The organism is Streptomyces sp. NBC_00459 (genome assembly GCF_036013955.1).
Classification (GTDB): domain Bacteria; phylum Actinomycetota; class Actinomycetes; order Streptomycetales; family Streptomycetaceae; genus Streptomyces.
Map to the genome: position 1 here is coordinate 5,284,335 of NZ_CP107903.1, position 18,669 is coordinate 5,303,003.

18 protein-coding genes are annotated in these 18,669 nt (G+C 70.1%); 6 read left to right on the forward strand and 12 right to left on the reverse strand.

The features are described from left to right. Positions 1-299 precede the first annotated feature (299 nt). The 5 genes from pstS to OHN74_RS23260 all read left to right on the forward strand — a co-directional run bounded on the left by pstS (position 300) and on the right by OHN74_RS23260 (position 6,224). Positions 300-1,427 (forward strand): phosphate ABC transporter substrate-binding protein PstS, encoded by a 1,128-nt coding sequence (gene pstS, locus OHN74_RS23240; protein WP_327696475.1) that lies wholly within the window; start codon positions 300-302, stop codon positions 1,425-1,427. A 110-nt stretch (positions 1,428-1,537) separates the two neighbouring features. Then, the gene (gene pstC, locus OHN74_RS23245) at positions 1,538-2,548 is read left to right on the forward strand and encodes a phosphate ABC transporter permease subunit PstC (RefSeq protein WP_327696476.1); all 1,011 of its coding nucleotides are present in this window, start codon (positions 1,538-1,540) and stop codon (positions 2,546-2,548) included. After that, complete coding sequence (gene pstA / locus OHN74_RS23250; RefSeq protein WP_327696477.1) at positions 2,545-3,603, forward strand: phosphate ABC transporter permease PstA; 1,059 nt, start codon at positions 2,545-2,547, stop codon at positions 3,601-3,603. Before pstC ends, pstA begins: the two co-directional genes overlap by 4 nt. 76 nt (positions 3,604-3,679) lie before the next feature. Beyond that, on the forward strand, positions 3,680-4,456 hold the full coding sequence (gene pstB / locus OHN74_RS23255; protein ID WP_327696478.1) for a phosphate ABC transporter ATP-binding protein PstB: 777 nt from the start codon (positions 3,680-3,682) through the stop codon (positions 4,454-4,456). A gap of 325 nt (positions 4,457-4,781) precedes the next feature. After that, a complete protein-coding gene (locus OHN74_RS23260) occupies positions 4,782-6,224 on the forward strand; it encodes a glycosyltransferase family 39 protein (protein WP_327696479.1) in 1,443 nt (480 codons plus the stop codon). An 80-nt stretch (positions 6,225-6,304) separates the two neighbouring features. On the opposite strand, the gene OHN74_RS23265 is transcribed toward OHN74_RS23260, so the two are convergent. Continuing rightward, on the reverse strand, positions 6,305-7,303 hold the full coding sequence (locus tag OHN74_RS23265) for an inorganic phosphate transporter (protein WP_327696480.1): 999 nt from the start codon (positions 7,301-7,303) through the stop codon (positions 6,305-6,307). A 7-nt stretch (positions 7,304-7,310) separates the two neighbouring features. After that, the gene (locus OHN74_RS23270; RefSeq protein WP_053742085.1) at positions 7,311-7,931 is read right to left on the reverse strand and encodes a DUF47 domain-containing protein; all 621 of its coding nucleotides are present in this window, start codon (positions 7,929-7,931) and stop codon (positions 7,311-7,313) included. Positions 7,932-8,154: 223 nt separating this feature from the next. On the opposite strand from OHN74_RS23270, the gene OHN74_RS23275 reads away from it, so the two are divergent. Next, positions 8,155-8,544: a metal-sensitive transcriptional regulator gene (locus OHN74_RS23275; protein ID WP_327696481.1), complete on the forward strand. Its 390-nt coding sequence runs from the start codon at positions 8,155-8,157 to the stop codon at positions 8,542-8,544. Between the two features lie 34 nt (positions 8,545-8,578). Here OHN74_RS23275 and OHN74_RS23280 read toward each other — a convergent pair whose 3' ends face one another. The 10 genes from OHN74_RS23280 to mshD form a co-directional block, all read right to left on the reverse strand. Continuing rightward, positions 8,579-8,767, reverse strand: coding sequence for a hypothetical protein (locus OHN74_RS23280; protein ID WP_327696482.1), 189 nt, complete (start codon positions 8,765-8,767; stop codon positions 8,579-8,581). 163 nt (positions 8,768-8,930) lie between these two features. Further along, on the reverse strand, positions 8,931-9,776 hold the full coding sequence (locus tag OHN74_RS23285; protein ID WP_327696484.1) for a hypothetical protein: 846 nt from the start codon (positions 9,774-9,776) through the stop codon (positions 8,931-8,933). Between the two features lie 313 nt (positions 9,777-10,089). Further along, positions 10,090-10,545 carry an NUDIX hydrolase gene (locus OHN74_RS23290; protein WP_327696485.1) on the reverse strand — a complete coding sequence of 152 codons (456 nt, stop codon included), beginning with the start codon at positions 10,543-10,545 and terminating at the stop codon, positions 10,090-10,092. Beyond that, positions 10,542-11,639 (reverse strand): CHAD domain-containing protein, encoded by a 1,098-nt coding sequence (locus tag OHN74_RS23295; protein ID WP_327696486.1) that lies wholly within the window; start codon positions 11,637-11,639, stop codon positions 10,542-10,544. Before OHN74_RS23295 ends, OHN74_RS23290 begins: the two co-directional genes overlap by 4 nt. Then, on the reverse strand, positions 11,620-13,989 hold the full coding sequence (locus OHN74_RS23300; RefSeq protein WP_327696487.1) for an RNA degradosome polyphosphate kinase: 2,370 nt from the start codon (positions 13,987-13,989) through the stop codon (positions 11,620-11,622). Before OHN74_RS23300 ends, OHN74_RS23295 begins: the two co-directional genes overlap by 20 nt. A gap of 170 nt (positions 13,990-14,159) precedes the next feature. Continuing rightward, positions 14,160-15,149 carry an ABC transporter permease gene (locus OHN74_RS23305; RefSeq protein ID WP_327696488.1) on the reverse strand — a complete coding sequence of 330 codons (990 nt, stop codon included), beginning with the start codon at positions 15,147-15,149 and terminating at the stop codon, positions 14,160-14,162. After that, positions 15,146-16,153, reverse strand: coding sequence for an ABC transporter permease (locus OHN74_RS23310; protein ID WP_327696489.1), 1,008 nt, complete (start codon positions 16,151-16,153; stop codon positions 15,146-15,148). Before OHN74_RS23310 ends, OHN74_RS23305 begins: the two co-directional genes overlap by 4 nt. After that, on the reverse strand, positions 16,150-17,070 hold the full coding sequence (locus tag OHN74_RS23315) for an ABC transporter ATP-binding protein (RefSeq protein WP_327696491.1): 921 nt from the start codon (positions 17,068-17,070) through the stop codon (positions 16,150-16,152). Before OHN74_RS23315 ends, OHN74_RS23310 begins: the two co-directional genes overlap by 4 nt. After that, positions 17,067-17,468 carry a GntR family transcriptional regulator gene (locus tag OHN74_RS23320; RefSeq protein ID WP_327700241.1) on the reverse strand — a complete coding sequence of 134 codons (402 nt, stop codon included), beginning with the start codon at positions 17,466-17,468 and terminating at the stop codon, positions 17,067-17,069. The genes OHN74_RS23315 and OHN74_RS23320 overlap by 4 nt, the downstream gene beginning before the upstream one ends. A gap of 101 nt (positions 17,469-17,569) precedes the next feature. Next, positions 17,570-18,505 carry a mycothiol synthase gene (gene mshD / locus OHN74_RS23325; RefSeq protein ID WP_327696492.1) on the reverse strand — a complete coding sequence of 312 codons (936 nt, stop codon included), beginning with the start codon at positions 18,503-18,505 and terminating at the stop codon, positions 17,570-17,572. Between the last annotated feature and the right edge of the window lie 164 nt (positions 18,506-18,669).

Sequence of the window (18,669 nt, forward strand, 5' to 3'; positions counted from 1 at the left end):
CGGAAGGAAGGGGAAGGCGGTATTCCGGGCTTGTACAACAGAATCCGGGCGACCGGGGCCGATCCGCGCGTCGGGACCCACACGTGTTCTCCCCGTGAGCATTCCGTTACCTCACCGCACCGACCGCAGGGGTTCACCCGCCGTTCACCCGCGCCCGTAGGTGGCTTCACCTGTTCTGCCTACTTTCGGCCTTACCGGTGCTGCGTGTGCCCTCCTGGGTGCCCCGGCATCGCCCATACTTCGCGACCTCGCACGCCGCCGAATTCAGGTCGGCGGCTCCTGGAAGGAAACACCCGACAGTGAAGCTTCAGCGCATGAACCGGCGTGCCCTCACCCTCGGTGCTCTCGCCGTCTCCGGCGCCCTGGCCCTCACGGCGTGCGGCTCCGACGACACCGGCACCGGCACGGACGCCAGCGGCGGCGCCTCCACCGCGGCCAACAGCACCATCAAGTGTGACGACGCCAAGGGCCAGCTGCTGGCCGACGGCTCCTCCGCGCAGAAGAACGCGATCGACGCCTGGGTCAAGGCCTTCACGGCCGCCTGCCCCGGCGTGCAGATCAACTACAAGGGCGGCGGCTCGGGCGCCGGCGTCACCGCGTTCACGCAGGGCACGGTCGCCTTCGCCGGTTCGGACTCGGCGCTGAAGCCCGACGAGGTCACCGCCTCCAAGCAGGTCTGCACCGGCGGCACGGGCATCGACCTCCCGGCGGTCGGCGGAGCCATCGCGCTCGCCTACAACCTCCCGGGTGTCGACAACCTCGTCCTGGACGCGCCCACCCTCGCGAAGATCTTCGACAGCAAGATCAAGACCTGGGACGACGCCGCGATCAAGGCGCTGAACCCGGACGCGAAGCTGCCCAGCACCAAGATCCAGGCCTTCCACCGCTCCGAGGACTCCGGCACCACGGACAACCTCACCAAGTACCTGATCGCCACCACCCCCGAGAACTGGAAGTACGAGGGCGGCAAGGCCTGGCAGGCGAAGGGCGGCCAGGCGGCCTCCGGTTCCAGCGGCATCGCGGCGCAGGTCAAGCAGACCGAGGGCGCGATCGGCTACATGGAGCTGTCGTACGCCAAGGACCTGTCGACCGTGGGCATCGAGACCGGCGCCAGCGCCCCGGTCAAGCCCTCCTCGGACTCCGCCACCAAGGCCATCGCGGCCGCCCAGGTGGTCGGCACCGGCAGCGACCTGTCGCTGAAGCTGGACTACAAGACCAAGGCCGAGGGTGCGTACCCGATCACCCTGGTGACGTACGAGATCGCCTGCGACAAGGGCAACAAGGCGGACACCCTGCCCGCCACGAAGGCCTTCCTCCGCTACATCACCAGCGAAGAGGGTCAGGGAATCCTGAGCGGGATCGACTACGCGCCGATCCCCGCCGAGATCATCGCCAAGGTTCGGACCACCGTCGAGAGCCTGGCCTGATCTGAGCGTGCGGCCGGGTCCCGCCACCTGGGGGGACCCGGCCGCACCGTCCGGTGCACCGCCGCCAGGAGCCGCATCCCCGGGTGCGGCCCCGCAGACCGGAGAACCCGATGGACATAACCACCAAGAACCCAGACACCACCCCACCCGCCGCCCCCCAGCCGCCCACGGTCGAGGAGAAGCGCGCCGCCCGTGGCGCCACCCGCCTCGGTGACCGGATCTTCCTCGGTCTCTCCCGTGGCTCGGGCATCCTGCTGCTGGCGATCATGGCCGCGATCGCGATCTTCCTCACCTATCGCGCGGTCATCGCGATCAACAAGGACGAGGGCAACTTCCTCACCACCTTCGAGTGGAACGCCAACCTCAACCCGCCGGTGTTCGGCATCGCGGTCCTGGCCTTCGGCACGGTGGTCTCCTCGATCATCGCCATGGCCATCGCGGTCCCGGTCGCCGTCGCCATCGCGCTGTTCCTCACGCACTACGCCCCGCGCAGGCTGAGCGGCCCGATCGCCTACGTGATCGACCTGCTCGCCGCCGTACCGTCCATCGTGTACGGCCTGTGGGGCGCCATGATCCTCGTGCCGAACATGAACGGGCTGTTCGGCTGGCTGAACGACTACCTCGGCTGGACCGGCGTCTTCTCCTGGGAAGAGGGCGCGCCCCGCTCGATGCTGACCGTGGGCATCCTGCTCGCGATCATGATCCTCCCCGTCATCACGAACGTCAGCCGTGAGGTGTTCCGGCAGACCCCGCGGATGAACGAGGAGGCCGCGCTGGCCCTCGGCGCCACGCGCTGGGAGGTCATCCGCATGGCGGTGCTGCCCTTCGGCCGCTCCGGTGTGATCTCCGCGTCGATGCTCGGCCTCGGCCGCGCGCTGGGCGAGACGATGGCCGTCGCCACCGTCCTGTCCCCGAGCTTCCTCATCCAGACCAGCCTGCTCGACCCGGGCGGCGGCACCTTCGCGCAGAACATCGCCGCCAAGTTCGGTGAGGCGTCGGAGTACGGCCGTGACGCGCTCATCGCCTCCGGTCTGGTCCTGTTCGTCATCACTCTGGTGGTCAACGGCGCGGCCCGCGCGATCATCGCCCGCCGCGCCGAGTACTCGGGGGCCAACGCATGAGCACCGTCGTAGCCGAGAAGAGCCCCAGCACCCTGCAGGGCGCCAGGCTCCCCAAGTGGTTCCCCTGGGCCCTGGCCGGCGGATCCGTCGCCCTCGGGATCGGCATCAGCTTCGCCGCCGGGCTGGACAGCAGCATCCAGTGGGGCCTGATCGCCGCGATCCTCTTCGTCGTCGGTACGTACGTCATCGCCACGAGCGTCGAGGGCAAGCGCCAGGCCAAGGACCGCATCGCCACCTCGCTGGTCTGGGTCGCCTTCCTGCTCGCCCTGGTGCCGCTGGTCTCCCTGCTGTGGACGACCGTCTCGCGCGGTGTGAAGGTCCTCGACGTCTTCTTCCTGACGCACTCGATGGGCGTCGTCGCCGACAGCGAGCCGGGCGGTGGCATCTACCACGCCATCATCGGCAGCCTGGAGCAGGTCGGACTGGCCACCGCGATGGGCGCGCCGATCGGCGTACTCACCGCGATCTACCTGGTGGAGTACGGGCGCGGCTCGCTGGCCAGGGCGGTCACGTTCTTCGTGGACGTCATGACGGGCATCCCGTCGATCGTCGCCGGCCTCTTCATCTTGAGCCTCATGCTGCAGTTCGACATGCAGCCGTTCGGCTTCGCCGGCTCGCTGGCCCTGGCGATCCTGATGATGCCGGTGGTCGTCCGTTCGACGGAGGAGATGCTGAAGCTCGTACCGAACGAGCTGCGCGAGGCGTCTCTCGCGCTCGGCATCCCGAAGTGGCGCACCATCCTGAAGGTGGTCCTGCCGACCGCCATCGGCGGTATCACCACCGGCATCATGCTGGCGGTGGCGCGTATCGCCGGCGAGACGGCTCCGGTGCTGCTCCTGGTCTTCGGCAACCCCTTCATCAACAACAACCCGTTCGAGGGTGCGCAGGCCTCGCTGCCGCTGTACATCTACCAGCAGTACGCGAACAGCGGTGGTGCGGAGGCGGCGTACGACCGAGCCTGGGCGGCGTCGCTCACGCTGATCGCCTTCGTGATGATCCTCAACCTCGGAGCTCGCGGTATCGCCCGCTGGAAGGCTCCGAAGACAGGTCGCTGACGCGGCCATACGACAGCGACCTGTAGCCGACCGGTTCGATGGCCGGCCGACCCCTCGAAAGAAGCAGTGATATCCCATGGCCAAGCGAATCGACGTAAGCGGCCTCAGCGCCTACTACGGCTCCTTCCGTGCGATCGAGGACATCTCGATGACGGTCGAACCGCGCTCGGTGACGGCCTTCATCGGCCCTTCCGGCTGCGGCAAGTCCACCTTCCTGCGCACCCTGAACCGCATGCACGAGGTCACGCCCGGCGGGCGCGTCGACGGCAAGGTCATGCTCGACGACGAGAACCTGTACGGCCCCGGGGTCGACCCGGTGTCCGTGCGGCGTGAGGTCGGCATGGTCTTCCAGCGCCCGAACCCCTTCCCGACGATGTCCGTCTACGACAACGTGGCGGCGGGGCTGCGGCTGAACGGCTCGTACAAGAAGTCCGAGCTGAGCGACATCGTGGAGAAGTCGCTGAAGGGCGCGAACCTCTGGAACGAGGTCAAGGACCGCCTGAACAAGCCCGGTTCGGGTCTGTCGGGCGGCCAGCAGCAGCGTCTGTGCATCGCGCGTGCGATCGCCGTCGAGCCCAAGGTGCTGCTGATGGACGAGCCCTGCTCGGCCCTCGACCCGATCTCCACGCTCGCGATCGAGGACCTGATCGGGGAGCTGAAGGAACGGTTCACGATCGTCATCGTGACGCACAACATGCAGCAGGCGGCGCGTGTGTCGGACAAGACGGCGTTCTTCAACCTCGCGGCGGTCGGCCAGCCCGGCAAGCTGATCGAGATCGACGACACGGAGCGCATCTTCTCCAACCCGTCGGTCCAGGCGACGGAGGACTACATCTCGGGCCGCTTCGGCTGAGCCGTCTCCTCCCTGTCTGCTTCAAGACCCCTCGCGGTGCTGCATGGCGGTGCCACCGCGAGGCCGAATAGGGCCCGCCCCTGGAATTCCGGGGGCGGGCCCGTCGTACGTGACAAGGGCGGGACAAGGCGAGGCCGGGATGGCATCCTCGATCGCGTCGGCTTTCAGGGGGGAAGCCGCGTAGGGGGGTCTACGGTGTGTACGTTTCGTGGTCAGTGAACTGGTCAAGGTCCGTTCGCCGCACCGTCGTCAGGGGGCCGGAACGAGGCCCGCGGGATTTTCCGCGGACTCCAGACGTCGTCATACGGCCGTCTGGCTCGTCCCGATGCTGTGGACCCTTGCCTTAGGCCTGTGGGGGCTGTCGCGGCAGGGCAGCGTGTGGCGGGACGAGGCCGCGACCTGGCAGGTGGCCCAGCGCTCCACGGCCGAGATCTGGCACATGCTGGGCAACGTCGACGTCGTACACGGCTGCTACTACCTGCTGATGCACGGCCTGTTCGAGATTTTCGGGCCCGGCACCACCACCCTGCGGCTGCCCTCGGTGCTGGCCATGGCGGGGGCGGCGGCCTGCGTCGCGGTTGTCGGCCGACGGCTGGCCGACAGGCGGGTGGGCCTGGCGGGCGGGACGGCGTTCGGGCTGCTTCCGGCCGTGCAGTTCCATCTTCAGGAGGGCCGGCCGTACGCGCTGGTCGCAGCGGGGGCCGCGATCTCCACCCTGCTCCTGGTGAGCCTGCTCCAGGGGCGTGTCCGGGCGGCGTACTGGGTTGCCTACGGCGGCGCTGTCCTGATGTGCGCGCTGCTGAACTGGCTCTCGCTCATGATTCTGCCGGCGCACCTGGCGACCCTGCTCTGGACCCGGGCAGGGCGCGGAGTGTGGGCACGGTGGACGGCGGCCTCCGCGGTCGCCACGGTCTGTGCGCTGCCCCTGATCCTTTTCAGCAGCGGCCAGTCAGCACAACTGTCCTGGATCCCGCCGCTGACCTGGCACATGCTGATCGGCCCGGCCGTCCTGCTGCTGATCGGCGGCGTCGGCGCGCTGCTGGACCGGCCCCGGGTGGGCCGGCTGTCGGTGGCGGCTGTCGGGCTGCCGTTGCTCGTGGTGCCGCAGATCGGCCTGGTCGGCCTCTCCCTGATCCAGCCGCTGTTCCTTGACCGGTACGTCCTCTTCAGCCTGTTGGGGCTGGCACTGCTGATCGGTACGGTCGTCGGCTCGGCGTTACGGGCGGCGGGCCCCCGGTTCCCGCGAGCGTCGAACTGGATCCTCCCGGTGGTGCTGGCCGTGGCGATGGTCGCACTGCTGCCGCAGTCACTGGCCAAGCGGTCCCCGGCGAGCCGGGTGGACGACGTCATGGCGACAGCGTCGAACGTGCGGCGGATGAAGGAGCCCGGGAGCGCGGTGCTCTTCGTCCCGGCGGCACGGCGGGACACCAAGTCGGTCTCTCCCGGGGCCTTTACGGGTCTGTGGGACATAGCTCTCGCGGAGAGCCCGGTGTCGTCCGGGACACTGAAAGGTGTGGAGGCGGCCCCGGCCCGCATACGTGCCGCGATGCTGTCCCAGCAGCGGATCCTGCTGGTGACGGACGCGACGGGGGTGGCGAGACCGGTGACGGCGAAGCGGGACCGGATGAAGATGTCCGTGCTGGCGAAGTACTTCACGGCGGTGGCCGACGAACAGGTCAGAGGCCGCCGGGTGACGGTGTACGAACGACTCCCGGCCTCCACCTCCACCTCCGGCCCGGCCCGCACCCCTAGCCCGTCCGGCGATTGAGGACAAGGCCCGTTCAGGGCCGGAGCGGGGGTCTGGGGGCGGCAGCCCCCAGTGACGGCCACACCATCACCGGGTTCCAGCTACAGGACCGCCAAGTACACGACCCCATAGCCGGCGGCAGCCACCAGCGCGGCGGCAGGCATCGTGATGAACCAGCCCATGACGATGTTCTTGGCGATCCCCCACCGCACCGCCTTCACCCGCTTCGTCGCGCCCACGCCCATGATCGCCGAGGTGATGACGTGGGTCGTGGAGACCGGGGCCTTGAAGAGGTAGGCCGTGGCGAACATGATCGACGCGCCCGTGGTCTCCGCCGCGAAGCCCTGGGGCGGGTCCAGCTCGATGATCTTGCGGCCCAGGGTGCGCATGATGCGCCAGCCGCCCGCGTACGTGCCCAGGGAGAGCATCACCGCGCAGGCGATCTTGACCCAGACCGGGATCGGGTCGCCGTAGTCCTCGACGTCGGCGATGACCAGGGCCATCACCACGATGCCCATCGTCTTCTGGGCGTCCTGGAGGCCGTGACCCAGGGCCATGCCCGCGGCCGACACCGTCTGTGCGATACGGAAGCCGCGCTTGGCCTTGTGCGGGTTGGAGCGGCGGAAGATCCACATGATCGCCGTCATGACCAGGTAGCCGGCCAGGAGGCCCACCACCGGGGAGATGAACATCGGGATGACGACCTTCTCCAGGACGCCGTCCCAGTAGACCTTCGTGCCGCCCGCCAGTGCCGCCCCGACCATGCCGCCGAACAGCGCGTGCGAGGAGGACGAGGGGAGTCCGAAGTACCAGGTGATCAGGTTCCAGGTGATCGCGCCGACCAGCGCCGCGAACAGGATCGCCATGCCCGAGGAGCCCTCGGGCGTCTCGATCAGGCCCTCGCTGACCGTCTTGGCGACGCCGCTGCCCAGGAACGCGCCGACCATGTTCATCACGGCGGCCATGGCCAGCGCGGCGCGGGGTGTCAGCGCGCGGGTCGACACGGACGTCGCGATCGCGTTCGCCGAGTCGTGGAAGCCGTTCGTGTATGTGAATCCGAGCGCGACGCCAATGGTCACGATCAGTGCGAAGGTGTCCATGAAGGGGTCAGGACTCCTTGACGGCGATGGTCTCCACCGTGTTCGCCACGTGCTCGAAGGCGTCGGCCGCCTCCTCCAGCACGTCCACGATCTGCTTGAGCTTCAGCACCTCGATCGCGTCGTACTTGCCGTTGAACAGGTGGGCGAGAAGCTTCCGGTGGATCTGGTCCGCCTGGTTCTCCAGGCGGTTCACCTCGATCCAGTACTCCGTGAGGTTCTCCATCGTGCGGAGGTTGGGCATCGCCTCCGCCGTCAGTTCGGCCGCCCGCGCCAGGACCTCGATCTGCTGGTCGACGCCCTTGGGCAGCTCCTCCACGTTGTAGAGGACGACCAGGTCGACGGCCTCCTCCATGAAGTCCATGATGTCGTCGAGCAGGGAGGCGAGGTTGTAGATGTCCTCGCGGTCGAACGGTGTGATGAACGAGGAGTTCAGCTGGTGGAAGATCGCGTGTGTGGCGTCGTCGCCGGCGTGTTCCGCGGCACGCATACGCTCTGCGATCTCGGCCCGGCCGGAGGCGTCCGCCCCGAGCAGTTCCATGAGGAGTCGCGAGCCCGTGACGATGTTGTCCGCTGACGCGGCGAACATGTCGTAGAAGCTCGTCTCCCTGGGGGTCAGACGAAATCGCACGTGAGGTCCTCGGAGTCCTTCGGATTCGGTCAGGCTGATGCTAGGCGCAACATCCGGCCACGGCTAACGGGTCGCCCCCCAGTGTCGCCCATCGGCCAGAGTGGACTGCACGGTGGTCTACACCGGCCTATACCCAGCAAAGTTGGTTACGATATACCCGGCAGGGGTATATTGACGCTTTTGTGTCTGATGTTTGTTCAACGGTGTTCAACGGGAGGACGCGATGACGACCACCGAGGCCGGCGCGGAGACGCCCGACGTGGTGACCGGTGCGGTGACGGGTGTGGGGACCGACGCCGGGACCGTGGTGGTGACCGACCACGACCGTGGTGTGCACGGGTACCACCACCAGAAGGACGAGCATCTGAAGCGGCTGCGCCGGATCGAGGGGCAGATCCGCGGGCTCCAGCGGATGGTCGACGAGGACGTCTACTGCATCGACATACTCACCCAGGTCTCGGCGTCCACCAAGGCTCTGCAGTCCTTCGCGCTCCAGCTCCTGGAGGAACACCTGCGGCACTGTGTCGCGGACGCGGCCCTCAAGGGCGGTACCGAGATCGACGCGAAGGTGGAGGAGGCGACCAAGGCGATCGGTCGTCTGCTGCGTACCTGAGCCCTTCGGCCGACCCCGTTGCGTCCGTCGGTTTTCAGCCAGCCGACGTGACCTTGCGTCCCTCGCGCTCCTCCGCCACGCGCAGCACCTCGTCGATGCTCTCCAGGCTGAGCCGCTCCTCGCCGGCCGCCGAGGCCGCGATGATCAGATCTCCGCACAGCTCGATCTCGGCGAGGGCCACGTGGTCCTGAACTGCCGTACCGCCGACCGGAGCCACGTGCATCACCTCTTCTCTGCCGTCACCGCTTCCTAGAGTAGGGAGCGGGCCACGCACCGCGCATGGCACGGACGGGCTAGTCCTTGCGCTACGGCGGACGCAGCCGGGTCGTCCCGGGTTGCTCGCACGGCTCGCTCGCCTCGCCTTCCCGGTTTTCCGTACGACAGTCTCACTGTTCGGCGATCCGGCCCGCGTAGATGTCCGCCGGGCGCGGCAGCCGTACGTGCACGGGGGCCCCGAAGTCGTACAGCAGCGTCGTCGAGGCGACCGCGACCGTGCCCTTCTGCTGCCCGTTGACGAAGCTGAACCGGTGCAGCAGCTTGCGGATGCGGCCCTCGTCGTCGAGGTAGGCATCGAAGGGGACCTGGGCGGTGGCGAACCCTTTCGCCGCCGCCGCCAGCGGGCCCCTGTTGCCGGATGAGGCGTTCTTCGCGGCCTCGGCGAGGTCGGCGGTGCCCCGGTAGTGCCGTACCTCGGTGCCGGTGATCCGGGTTCGGCCGACGTAGGTCGCCTCGCGCGTCCCGCGCAGGACCTCGGCGGCGGCGAACGGGTCGGTGGCCCCGCCCGTCACCAGGTTGCCGTCGGACAGGGTCGCCGTGTCCACCCGTACCCACTTGTCGGCGGGGACGCCCGCACCCCGGTTCTTCATGAACAGGGCTCCTGGGGCGAGGAGTTCGGTGATCGGGCGGTGCGGGCTGGCGCCCGCCGGGTCCTGGGGGAGCATGACCCGCAGGCGGCCGAGCTGCCTGCCGTAGTCGTAGACGCCCTCGCCCCGGATGGTGACGCGGGTGCCGCCGGTGGCCATCTCCATCGAGGTGGTGGTTCTGGAGGTGCCCGCGTCGACCAGCACCGCGGCTGCCCGGTGCAGGACGCGGACCGCGTCGCCGGCCGGGCGGGCGTCCGCGGTGGCGGCTTCGCCGGCGCGTGTGCAGCCGGTGGCGCAGATCAGCAGACCGGCCGTCGCGGCGGCCATGACGACCGCCCCGCCGCCGCGCCAGTGTCGCCGCCGTTCCATCGCCGCCCACCCCCAAGCAGGGCCGTCGGTCCACGGCCTCCGTCCTTCCGCTTAACGAGGGTTGGGGGAGGTTGTCACGCGTATACCAGTGTTTTACCCGGGGATGGGTACCGTGGTGGGCGTGGCGCAGCACGACCGAAGCGAATTCTCCCAGTTGCCCGAAGAGCACTCCGTATCCATGGTGGAGCACGGGCCGTTCTGCTTCGCCAGATGTGTCTGCGGGTGGCGCGGGCCGGCCCGCCGGGCCCGCAGTCTGGCCCGGACGGACGGCAAGGGACATGAGGACGACAGGCCCTAGCCGCGCTGCTTCGGCCTACCTCCGCGGCAGGGCCGACAGCTCGTCGACCAGGTCCTTGTCGCGTGGCTGGGTGAGGCGTTCGCGGGCCGCCGCCGGGGGCAGCCACAGGATGAGGTCGACCTCGTCGTTCGGGGCGAACGCGCCGGACACCGCCTCCGCCGCCCAGTAACTCACCTGTTTGGGGCGGCCGTTGACCTCGTAGTGGGACGTGGTGAGGGGGGTGCCGGGGGCGGCCTCGTAGCCCGTCTCCTCCTCGACCTCGCGCAGCGCGGCGGCGAGTGTCTCCTCGTCGCGCTTCAGCCGGCCCTTCGGGTGCGACCAGTCGTCGTACTTCGGGCGGTGGACGAGGCAGATCTCCAGGCCGCCGTCCACGGGCGAGCGGCGCCACAGGACGCAGCCCGCCGCCAGCACAGGGCGCTCGTCGGGTGCTTCGTCGGGTGGTTCGTCGGTGGGTGTCACCTCGTACGTCATCCGGTGCTCACCGCCTTCATCTCCCAGGACTGCTGGAAGGCGAACCGCGCGGCCTCCACCTCGTGGCGCTGGTCGGCGTGGAGCACACCGAGCGCGTACGCCGTCGCCGGGGCGATACGTGGGGTGCGGGCCGCCGCTGCCGCCGCCGCGGCGGCCTCGGAGGCGTCCCGGTGCCGGTTGAGGGCCGCGCCGGCCGCCGGCATCCGCCCGCCGAGGCCGTCCCGGGCCGCGTCGCCCTCCAGCAGCTCGTAGGCGTAGTGGCGCAGGCGCAGGAGGAGGCGTACGTGGTGCCAGGGGGCGTCCTGGGGGTGGGGGGCCGGGTCGAGGGAGAGGCCGTGGACGAGGGCCTCGGCGTTGTAGGGGTGCCCGGCGGTGAGGAGGGGGAGGGCGGTGACGGCGGCGCAGAGGCGTTCATGAGCTGCGGCGGCGAGGGGGCGCAGGTCGGTGGGGGTGGTCGTGGCGGCGGGGGTGAGGGGGACTTCGCTGGCGAGGACCGCGACGTTGTCGGCCACCGCGTGGAAGCGGCTGGATCCCAGGGCTTGCAGGGCTTCCGAGTGGGATCGGGTGCGGGCCAGGGTCAGTTGGCGTTCCAGCAGGGCGCCCGCTTTCGCGGCGCCCACGGTCAGGTTGCTGCGGTCCGGTGCGGGCGCCGGGTGGGACCGGGGTCCGGCGTTGCCGGGTCCTGCCGCCGCCTGCTTCGGGAAAGGCGGTGCCCCCGACAGCCGCTGCAGGGCCAGCAGCAGGCGTTCCAGGCGGGCCGCGTAGGCGTGTTCCCTCGCCAACGTGCCCGACAGCCAGGCCAGTTCGGGGTGCAGCGTCTCCGACCAGGTGGGGTCGAGGAGGGGGCGGAAGGTGTGGAGGGTGCCTGTGATGCGGCGGGCCGAGTGGCGCAGGGCGCGGGCCGCGTCCACGGGCTCCCCTCCGGGGGAGGAGCCCGTGTGTGCCGTACCCGTGCCCGACTCCCTGTGCAGGCGCAGGGCGCGGAGGAACTCCGTCGCCTGCGCCCGCAGGTAGTCCGCCAGGGCGTCGGGGGTCACGGGTTCGGCGGGTCCGGCCGTCGTGGGGTCGGTCGGGTCAAGGTGTCGCTGTGCCACGCCTACGCCTCCGGGCGTCTATGAGCATCTCCTGGACGTTCCGCAGTGGGTGGCCCTCGGAGTCCGTCGCGTGCCGGGTCCATTCGCCGTCCGGGCCCAGGTGCCAGGACTGCGTGGTGTCGGACATGCCGGCTTCCAGCATCCGGTTGATCGAGGCCCGGTGGGCCGGGTCCGTGACCCTGACGAGTGCCTCGATGCGGCGGTCGAGGTTGCGGTGCATCATGTCGGCGCTGCCGAACCACACCTCGGGTTCGCCGCCGTTGCCGAAGACGAAGACCCGGGAGTGTTCGAGGAAGCGGCCGAGGACCGAACGGACCCGGATGTTCTCGGAGAGACCCGGGACTCCTGGCCGTACGGCGCAGATGCCGCGGACCCAGATGTCGCACGGGACGCCTGCCTGGGAGGCGCGGTAGAGGGAGTCGATGAGGGCCTCGTCCACCATCGAGTTGACCTTGATACGGACGTACGCGGGGCGTCCGGCACGGTGGTGCTGGACCTCTTTGTTGATCCGTGAGATCAGGCCGTCCCGCAGGGACTTGGGGGCCACCAGGAGACGGCGGTACGTCTCCCGGCGGGAGTAGCCGGACAGCCGGTTGAACAGGTCCGACAGGTCCGCGCCCACCTGCTGGTCCGCCGTCAGCAGGCCCAGGTCCTCGTAGAGGCGGGCCGTCTTGGGGTGGTAGTTGCCGGTGCCGACGTGGGAGTAGCGGCGCAGTGTGTCGCCCTCCTGGCGGACCACCAGGGACAGCTTGCAGTGGGTCTTCAGGCCGACGAGGCCGTACACGACGTGGCAGCCGGACGCCTCCAGCTTCCGCGCCCACTTGATGTTGGCCTGCTCGTCGAAGCGGGCCTTGATCTCGACGAGGACGAGGACCTGCTTGCCGGCCTCGGCGGCCTCGATCAGGGCGTCCACGATCGGGGAGTCGCCCGAGGTCCGGTACAGGGTCTGCTTGATGGCGAGGACGTCGTCGTCGAGCGCCGCCTGCTCCAGGAAGGCCTGGACGGAGGTGGAGAAGCTGTCGTACGGGTGGTGGAGCAGGACGTCCCGTTCGCGCAGGGCCGCGAAGATGTCCGGCGCGGACGACGACTCGACCTCGGCCAGGTCGCGGTGGGTGCCGGCGATGAACTTGGGGAACTTCAGCTCGGGCCGGTCGAGGGAGGAGATGCCGAAGAGGCCGGTGAGGTCGAGGGGACCCGGCAGCGGGTACACCTCCGCCTCGGTGATGTTCAACTCCCGTACCAGCAGGTCGAGTACGTACCGGTCGATGGACTCCTCGACCTCCAGGCGCACCGGCGGCCCGAAGCGGCGCCGCATCAGTTCCTTCTCCAGGGCCTGGAGGAGGTTCTCGGCGTCGTCCTCCTCGACCTCCAGGTCCTCGTTGCGGGTGAGGCGGAAGGCGTGGTGCTCCAGGACCTCCATGCCGGGGAACAGCTCTTCGAGGTGCGCGGCGATGACGTCCTCGATGGGCACGTACCGGCTCGGGGAGGCCTCCAGGAAGCGGGACAGCAGCGGCGGCACCTTCACGCGCGCGAAGTGGCGGTGTCCGCTCACCGGGTTGCGGACGATCACCGCGAGGTTCAGGGAGAGACCCGAGATGTACGGGAAGGGGTGCGCCGGGTCGACGGCCAGCGGGGTGAGGACCGGGAAGATCTGGTGGCGGAAGAGGGTGAACAGGCGGGCCTGTTCCTTCTCCGTCAGCTCGCTCCAGCGGACGAGATGCACGCCCTCCTCGGCGAGCGCCGGAGCCACGTCCTCCTGGTAGCAGGCGGCGTGCCGGGCCATCAGCTCGCGGGAGCGGGCCCAGATCATCTCCAGCACCTCGCGGGGCTGGAGACCGGACGCCGAACGGGTGGCCACGCCGGTGGCTATCCGGCGCTTCAGGCCGGCCACCCGGACCATGAAGAACTCGTCCAGGTTGCTGGCGAAGATCGCGAGAAAGTTAGCCCGTTCGAGAAGGGGCGTATTGGGATCCTCGGCCAGTTCCAGCACCCGCTCGTTGAACGCGAGCCAGCTGCGCTCCCGGTCGAGGAAGCGGCCCTGCGGCAGCAGCTCGCCGTCGTAGGGTGCCTCCTCGTACTCGTCGAGGTCGGCGTCGATGTCGGGTTCCAGGTCGGAGACCACGGCCGACACCGTGTGCGGGCGGTGGGACGTCAGGGAACCGACGGACGGCTGCGCGTGCTGTACCTGCGACTGGGCGTTTGGCTGGCTCATGACCCCATTGTTCCGCGCCTCGCCCGGTACGGGCGCGTCGGAGCGTGCGGGCGGGAGCGCGGCGGGGGCGATCCGGTCGGCTCCGGTCCCGTTGGTGCCCTCGGGGGGCGGCGAAGGCTCAGGCACGGCGGGCGTCATTGGGTGAGCCTCGCAAGCCCGGCTGAATCACTGGTTACGGGGACATGACGTGCGGGATATCGGGGGGCGGCTCGCGGGGGTGGGCGGGGCGCGAGCGGATGGCCACCGGGGGGTGCGTATGCCCCTTCTCCCCTGTGGAAGGGGCATACGCGGGTCGGGCGGCCCTGCGGTCAGACCGTGCGGCGGCGCAGCAGCCAGAAGGCGGCGGCCGTCGCGGCGGCGGCGAGGGCGAGGACGATCCCGGTCTCCACGAGCTGGAGGGGCCAGAAGTGGGAGGCCGGGTGGTAGTCGCGGAAGTAGCCGACGACGTCACGGGTGGCGCGGCACTCGGTGTAGTTGCAGTACGGGTCCGGTACGCGGGACCCGGTGGAGGTGATGACACCGTCGCGGACGACCATGCCGGTCACCTGCGGGTAGCCGGCCCTCCGGGTCACGGTCTCGACCGGCCACAGATGCGGGCGCAGGTCGCCGAGGACGCTCATGAGGGTCATCAGGGACACGGCGGCGATGCCGACGGCGGCCAGCGAGCGTCGTACCACCATGCCCGCGAGGGCGCCCACGGCCAGGCCGAGCAGGGCGTACGCGGGGGAGAGGGTGCCGTTGGCGGTGTAGTAGCTGCTCTGTTGCCACTCCCAGGTGCCCATCGACCCCCACAGCGCGGCGTGCTTGTCCCACATCAGGCGGTGCAGGAGGGTGAGGAGGCCGGTGCCGGTGACGAGCAGCGCGGCCGGTACGGCGAGCTGGGCGGCCAGCCAGCGGGCCGGGGAGACCGACTGGGTCCAGGCCAGCTGAGCGGTGCCCTTCTCCAGTTCCCGGCCGATCAGGGCACCGCCCGCCCAGACGGCGGTGAGGAGGGGGACCAGACCGATCAGGTTTCTGCCGACGGCCTCGGTGGTGCCCAGGGAGTGGAAATCGGACACGGAGTACTCGCAGGCCCGTCGCACGCCCCCCTCGTGGCAGCCGGCCCTGGTGAACTCGGCGAAGGCCGCGTCGAGCGCGTATCCGTACAGCCACAGCAGTGCTCCGGCGGCCACGGTGACCAGCATCAGCCAGAACCAGAGCGCCGAGCGGTGCAGGCGGAGTGTGGCCCGGACGAGGCCCCGGACGGCGCCGGTGCGCCGGGGTCTGGCGGGGGCCGTGAGCGCGGTGGTGGTGGTCATGCGGCGGCTCCCGTACGGCGGTTGAGGAGGGTGAACGCGATCAGTACGGCCACCGCGGCGAGGGCGAGCACGATCCCGGTCTCCACGAGCTGGAGGGGCCAGAAGTGGGAGGCGGGGTGGTAGTCGAGGTAGACGCCGGCGACGTCGTTGCGGGCGACGCACGCGGCCCGGTCGCCGCACAGCAGGTCGGGGATGCGGGCGCCGGTGGAGGTGTAGGAGCCTTTGCCGACCCACATGCTGACGGTGTCGTCGAATCCGGTGGCGCTCCTCCGGGTCTCGGCCGGCCACAGGTGCGGACGCAGGGACTGGAACTGCTGTACGACGAAGCCGATGGCGACGACTCCGACGCCGAGCCCGGCCAGCGAGCGGCGCGTGACCATGCCCGCGAGGACGCCGACGGCCAGACCGGCCAGGGCGTAGGCGGTGGCGAGGGTGCCGTTGGCCGCGAAGATCTGGCTGTCGTACCAGTTCCAACTGCCGTACCAGTGCGCCAGTTCGGGGTGGGACGCCCACATCACGCGGTGCAGGGCGGTGAGGAGGAGAGTGCCGGCGACGATCAGTACGGTCGGCACGGCGAGCTTGGCGGCCAGCCAGCGGGCCGGGGACACGGACTGTGACCAGGCCAGCTGGGCCGTGCCGTTCTCCAGCTCACGGCCGATGAGCGAGCCGCCCGCCCACGCGGCGATCAGGAGCGGGGCGACGATGATCAGCGCGCTGCCGAGGGCCAGGCCCGTGTCCCAGTGGCTCACTTTCGAACTGCCCGTGTCGCAGACGAGGTTCGAAGCGCCGTCGAGGCAGCCCGACCTGGCCAGATCCTCCAGGGCCGCGTTCGCGCCCGGGCCGGACGTCCACAGGAGCACGCCGGCGGTCAGGGTGACGTACAGGATCCAGAACCAGAGTGCGGAACGGTGCACGCGCAGGAGGGTCCAGGTGAGGCCGTGGGGGCCGCGTGAACCCCGGGACTGCTTGCGCGCCGGGGCCTCGACGGTGGTCAGGGCGGTCATATGGAGGCCTCCACCGACGCGTCCGACGCGTTCGCGTTGCCCGCGTGGTCCGTGTCGAGGTGCAGGGGCGGGGCCTCGGGGGAGCGGAGGTGGGCGAGGACCAGTTCCTCCAGGGTGGGGGTGGAGCTCCGCCAGGTGCCGGCGAGGCGGCCTCCGGGGCGGATGAGGGCGGTGATCTGGCGGCCCGTCGTACGGGACTCGATGACCGTGTGGTCGTCGAGGTCGGCGGCCGGGCCGGTGACCAGGGTGTGGGCGGCGAGGAGGTCCTCCAGCGGGCCGGCGAGGCGGACCCGGCCGCCGCCGACGAGGAGGACGTGGTCGCAGGAGCCCTCCAGCTCGGCCACGACGTGCGAGGACATGACAACCGTGGTGCCGTTCTCGGCGGCGTCGGCCATCAGGGTGCCCATCAGCTCGTGCCGGGCCAGCGGGTCCAGGTCGGCCATCGGCTCGTCCAGGAGCAGCAGTTCGGGGCGCTTGCCGAGGGCGAGGGCGAGTGCGACCCGGGTGCGCTGGCCGCCGGAGAGGGTGCGGATCTTGGCGTCGGGGTCGAGGCCGCCGTCCGCGACGACGCGCCCGGCGACGGCCGCGTCCCAGCGCCGGGGGTTGAGCTCCCGGCCCAGGCGGAGGGTGTCCTCGACGGTGAGCTGGAGGTGGAGGGGCTTGTCCTGCGCGATGTACGCCATGCGCTCACGCGCCGCCGCGGGGCTGGTGCCGAGGACGGTGAGCGTGCCCTCGGTGGGCCTGAGGAGACCGGCCGCGTGGGCCAGCAGCGTCGACTTGCCGGCGCCATTGGGTCCGACGACCGCGCAGACGCGTCCGGCCGGCAGGCGGAACGTGCACTTTCGGAGCGCCCAGCCCCCCTTCCGCAGGCCGAACCGCTTGCCCAGTCCGGCCGCCTCCATGGCGGTGTCGCTCATCCCTGGTCCCCCTTGAAATGCGTGTCGCCGAAATGTGTGTCGAGTACGGAGGTGAACAGCGCGGCCACGTCGTCCCGTTCGAGCCCGGCCGCGCGGGCCCGGTCGGCCCAGTCGGCCAGTTCGGCGCCGAAGGGGGAGTCCGCCGGAGCGGCCCCCAGCGACTTGCGGACGAACGTGCCGAGGCCCCGCCGCGCCTCGACCAGGCCCTCGCGCTCAAGCTCGCGGTAGGCCTTCAGGACGGTGTTCGGATTGATGGCGGTGGCCTCCACGACCTCACGGGCCGTGGGCAGCTTGTCGCCGGGTTCCAACAGGCCCAGGCGCAGGGCCTGTTTGGTCTGCTGGACGATCTGGAGATAGGTGGCGACGCCGGTGCGTCTGTCGATGCGGTACTCGACCACTCGTGCAACCACCCTTTCACTAATTGAGTAGTGAAAGGGTGAACCAAGAGAGGGGGCGGTGTCAAGATCACCGCCCCCATCAGGTGTTCCGGGGAGTTAGCTCAGGACTCGGTCCGGTACATGAGGTCCGTCTCGTGGGTCTCGAAGCCCAGCCGCTCGTACAGGCTCACCGCCGCCGTGTTGTCCGCGTCGACGTACAGCATCGCCGTGGGCAGCCCGCGCTGTGCCAGATGGCGCAGGCCGATCGTCGTCAGCGCCCGGCCGAGGCCGCCGCCCTGGGCGTCCGGGCGCAGGCCGATGACGTACACCTCGCCGAGGCCCTCCGCCGCGTGCGTCTTCGTCCAGTGGAAGCCGATGAGTTCGCCGTCGCGGAAGGCGAGGAAGAAGCCCTCCGGGTCGAACCAGGCCTCCGCCTTGCGGTCGTCGAGGTCGCGCTGGGTGAGGGAGCCCTGCTCGGGATGGTGGGCGAAGGCGGCGGCGTTCGCGGCGAGCCAGGCCGCGTCGTCCTCGCCGGGCACGAAGGTCCGTACCGTCACGTCCGCCGGGAGCTTCGGCTCGGGCAGCTCCAGGTCGGTCAACGGCCGCCGCAGCTGGCGCAGTTCGCGGAAGAGGGCGAGGCCGAGGACCTGGGCGAGGTGCCGGGCGGCGGAGTGACCGCCGTGCGCCCAGACGCGCAGCCGTTTGCCGGAGGCGGCCAGCAGGGCCGAGCCGAGGGCGCGGCCGTGACCGTGACCGCGGTGGGCCGGGTGGATCACCAGTTCGGCGGCCGGCGCCTCGATGGGGTCGGTGTCCTCCAGCTGCGCGTAGCCGACGAGTTCGCCGCCGACGATCAGGAGGAAGTGCGACACGCCCTCGCGGGCGCCCCCGCGCAGTTGCAGCCGCCCCTGCTCGGACACCGCCTGCTGGCCGTCGATCCGGGCGGCGTCCGCGAGCAGTGCGAGGACGGCGTCGGCCTGCTCGGGGGTGAGGGCGGCAAGGGTGCCGATGGAACGAGACAGATCGGGGGAGCCGGGGCGCGCGGTGTCGTCGCTGGTCATGGCTACGAGGGTAAGGCCTGCCCGATTCATGGTGAATCTCCCGGGGAGGCAACCGTTCCGTAACCCTGAACCCCTGTCGCGCTACGCGCGTTGACCCTAGGCTGCGCCGGGACGGGACAGAATTCTCACCCTCTTCTTAAGTCGCCCTTGCCTTGGGCGACCTC

Excerpts from the sequence above, each read along its gene's own strand:
- pstC (WP_327696476.1), top strand. The coding sequence starts at position 1,538 with ATGGACATAACCACCAAGAACCCAGACACCACCCCACCCGCCGCCCCC.
- pstA (WP_327696477.1), top strand. The coding sequence starts at position 2,545 with ATGAGCACCGTCGTAGCCGAGAAGAGCCCCAGCACCCTGCAGGGCGCC.
- pstB (WP_327696478.1), top strand. The coding sequence starts at position 3,680 with ATGGCCAAGCGAATCGACGTAAGCGGCCTCAGCGCCTACTACGGCTCC.
- OHN74_RS23260 (WP_327696479.1), top strand. The coding sequence starts at position 4,782 with ATGCTGTGGACCCTTGCCTTAGGCCTGTGGGGGCTGTCGCGGCAGGGC.
- OHN74_RS23265 (WP_327696480.1), bottom strand. The coding sequence starts at position 7,303 with ATGGACACCTTCGCACTGATCGTGACCATTGGCGTCGCGCTCGGATTC.
- OHN74_RS23275 (WP_327696481.1), top strand. The coding sequence starts at position 8,155 with ATGACGACCACCGAGGCCGGCGCGGAGACGCCCGACGTGGTGACCGGT.
- OHN74_RS23280 (WP_327696482.1), bottom strand. The coding sequence starts at position 8,767 with ATGCACGTGGCTCCGGTCGGCGGTACGGCAGTTCAGGACCACGTGGCC.
- OHN74_RS23285 (WP_327696484.1), bottom strand. The coding sequence starts at position 9,776 with ATGGAACGGCGGCGACACTGGCGCGGCGGCGGGGCGGTCGTCATGGCC.
- OHN74_RS23290 (WP_327696485.1), bottom strand. The coding sequence starts at position 10,545 with ATGACGTACGAGGTGACACCCACCGACGAACCACCCGACGAAGCACCC.
- OHN74_RS23300 (WP_327696487.1), bottom strand. The coding sequence starts at position 13,989 with ATGACGCCCGCCGTGCCTGAGCCTTCGCCGCCCCCCGAGGGCACCAAC.
- OHN74_RS23305 (WP_327696488.1), bottom strand. The coding sequence starts at position 15,149 with ATGACCACCACCACCGCGCTCACGGCCCCCGCCAGACCCCGGCGCACC.
- OHN74_RS23310 (WP_327696489.1), bottom strand. The coding sequence starts at position 16,153 with ATGACCGCCCTGACCACCGTCGAGGCCCCGGCGCGCAAGCAGTCCCGG.
- OHN74_RS23315 (WP_327696491.1), bottom strand. The coding sequence starts at position 17,070 with ATGAGCGACACCGCCATGGAGGCGGCCGGACTGGGCAAGCGGTTCGGC.
- mshD (WP_327696492.1), bottom strand. The coding sequence starts at position 18,505 with ATGACCAGCGACGACACCGCGCGCCCCGGCTCCCCCGATCTGTCTCGT.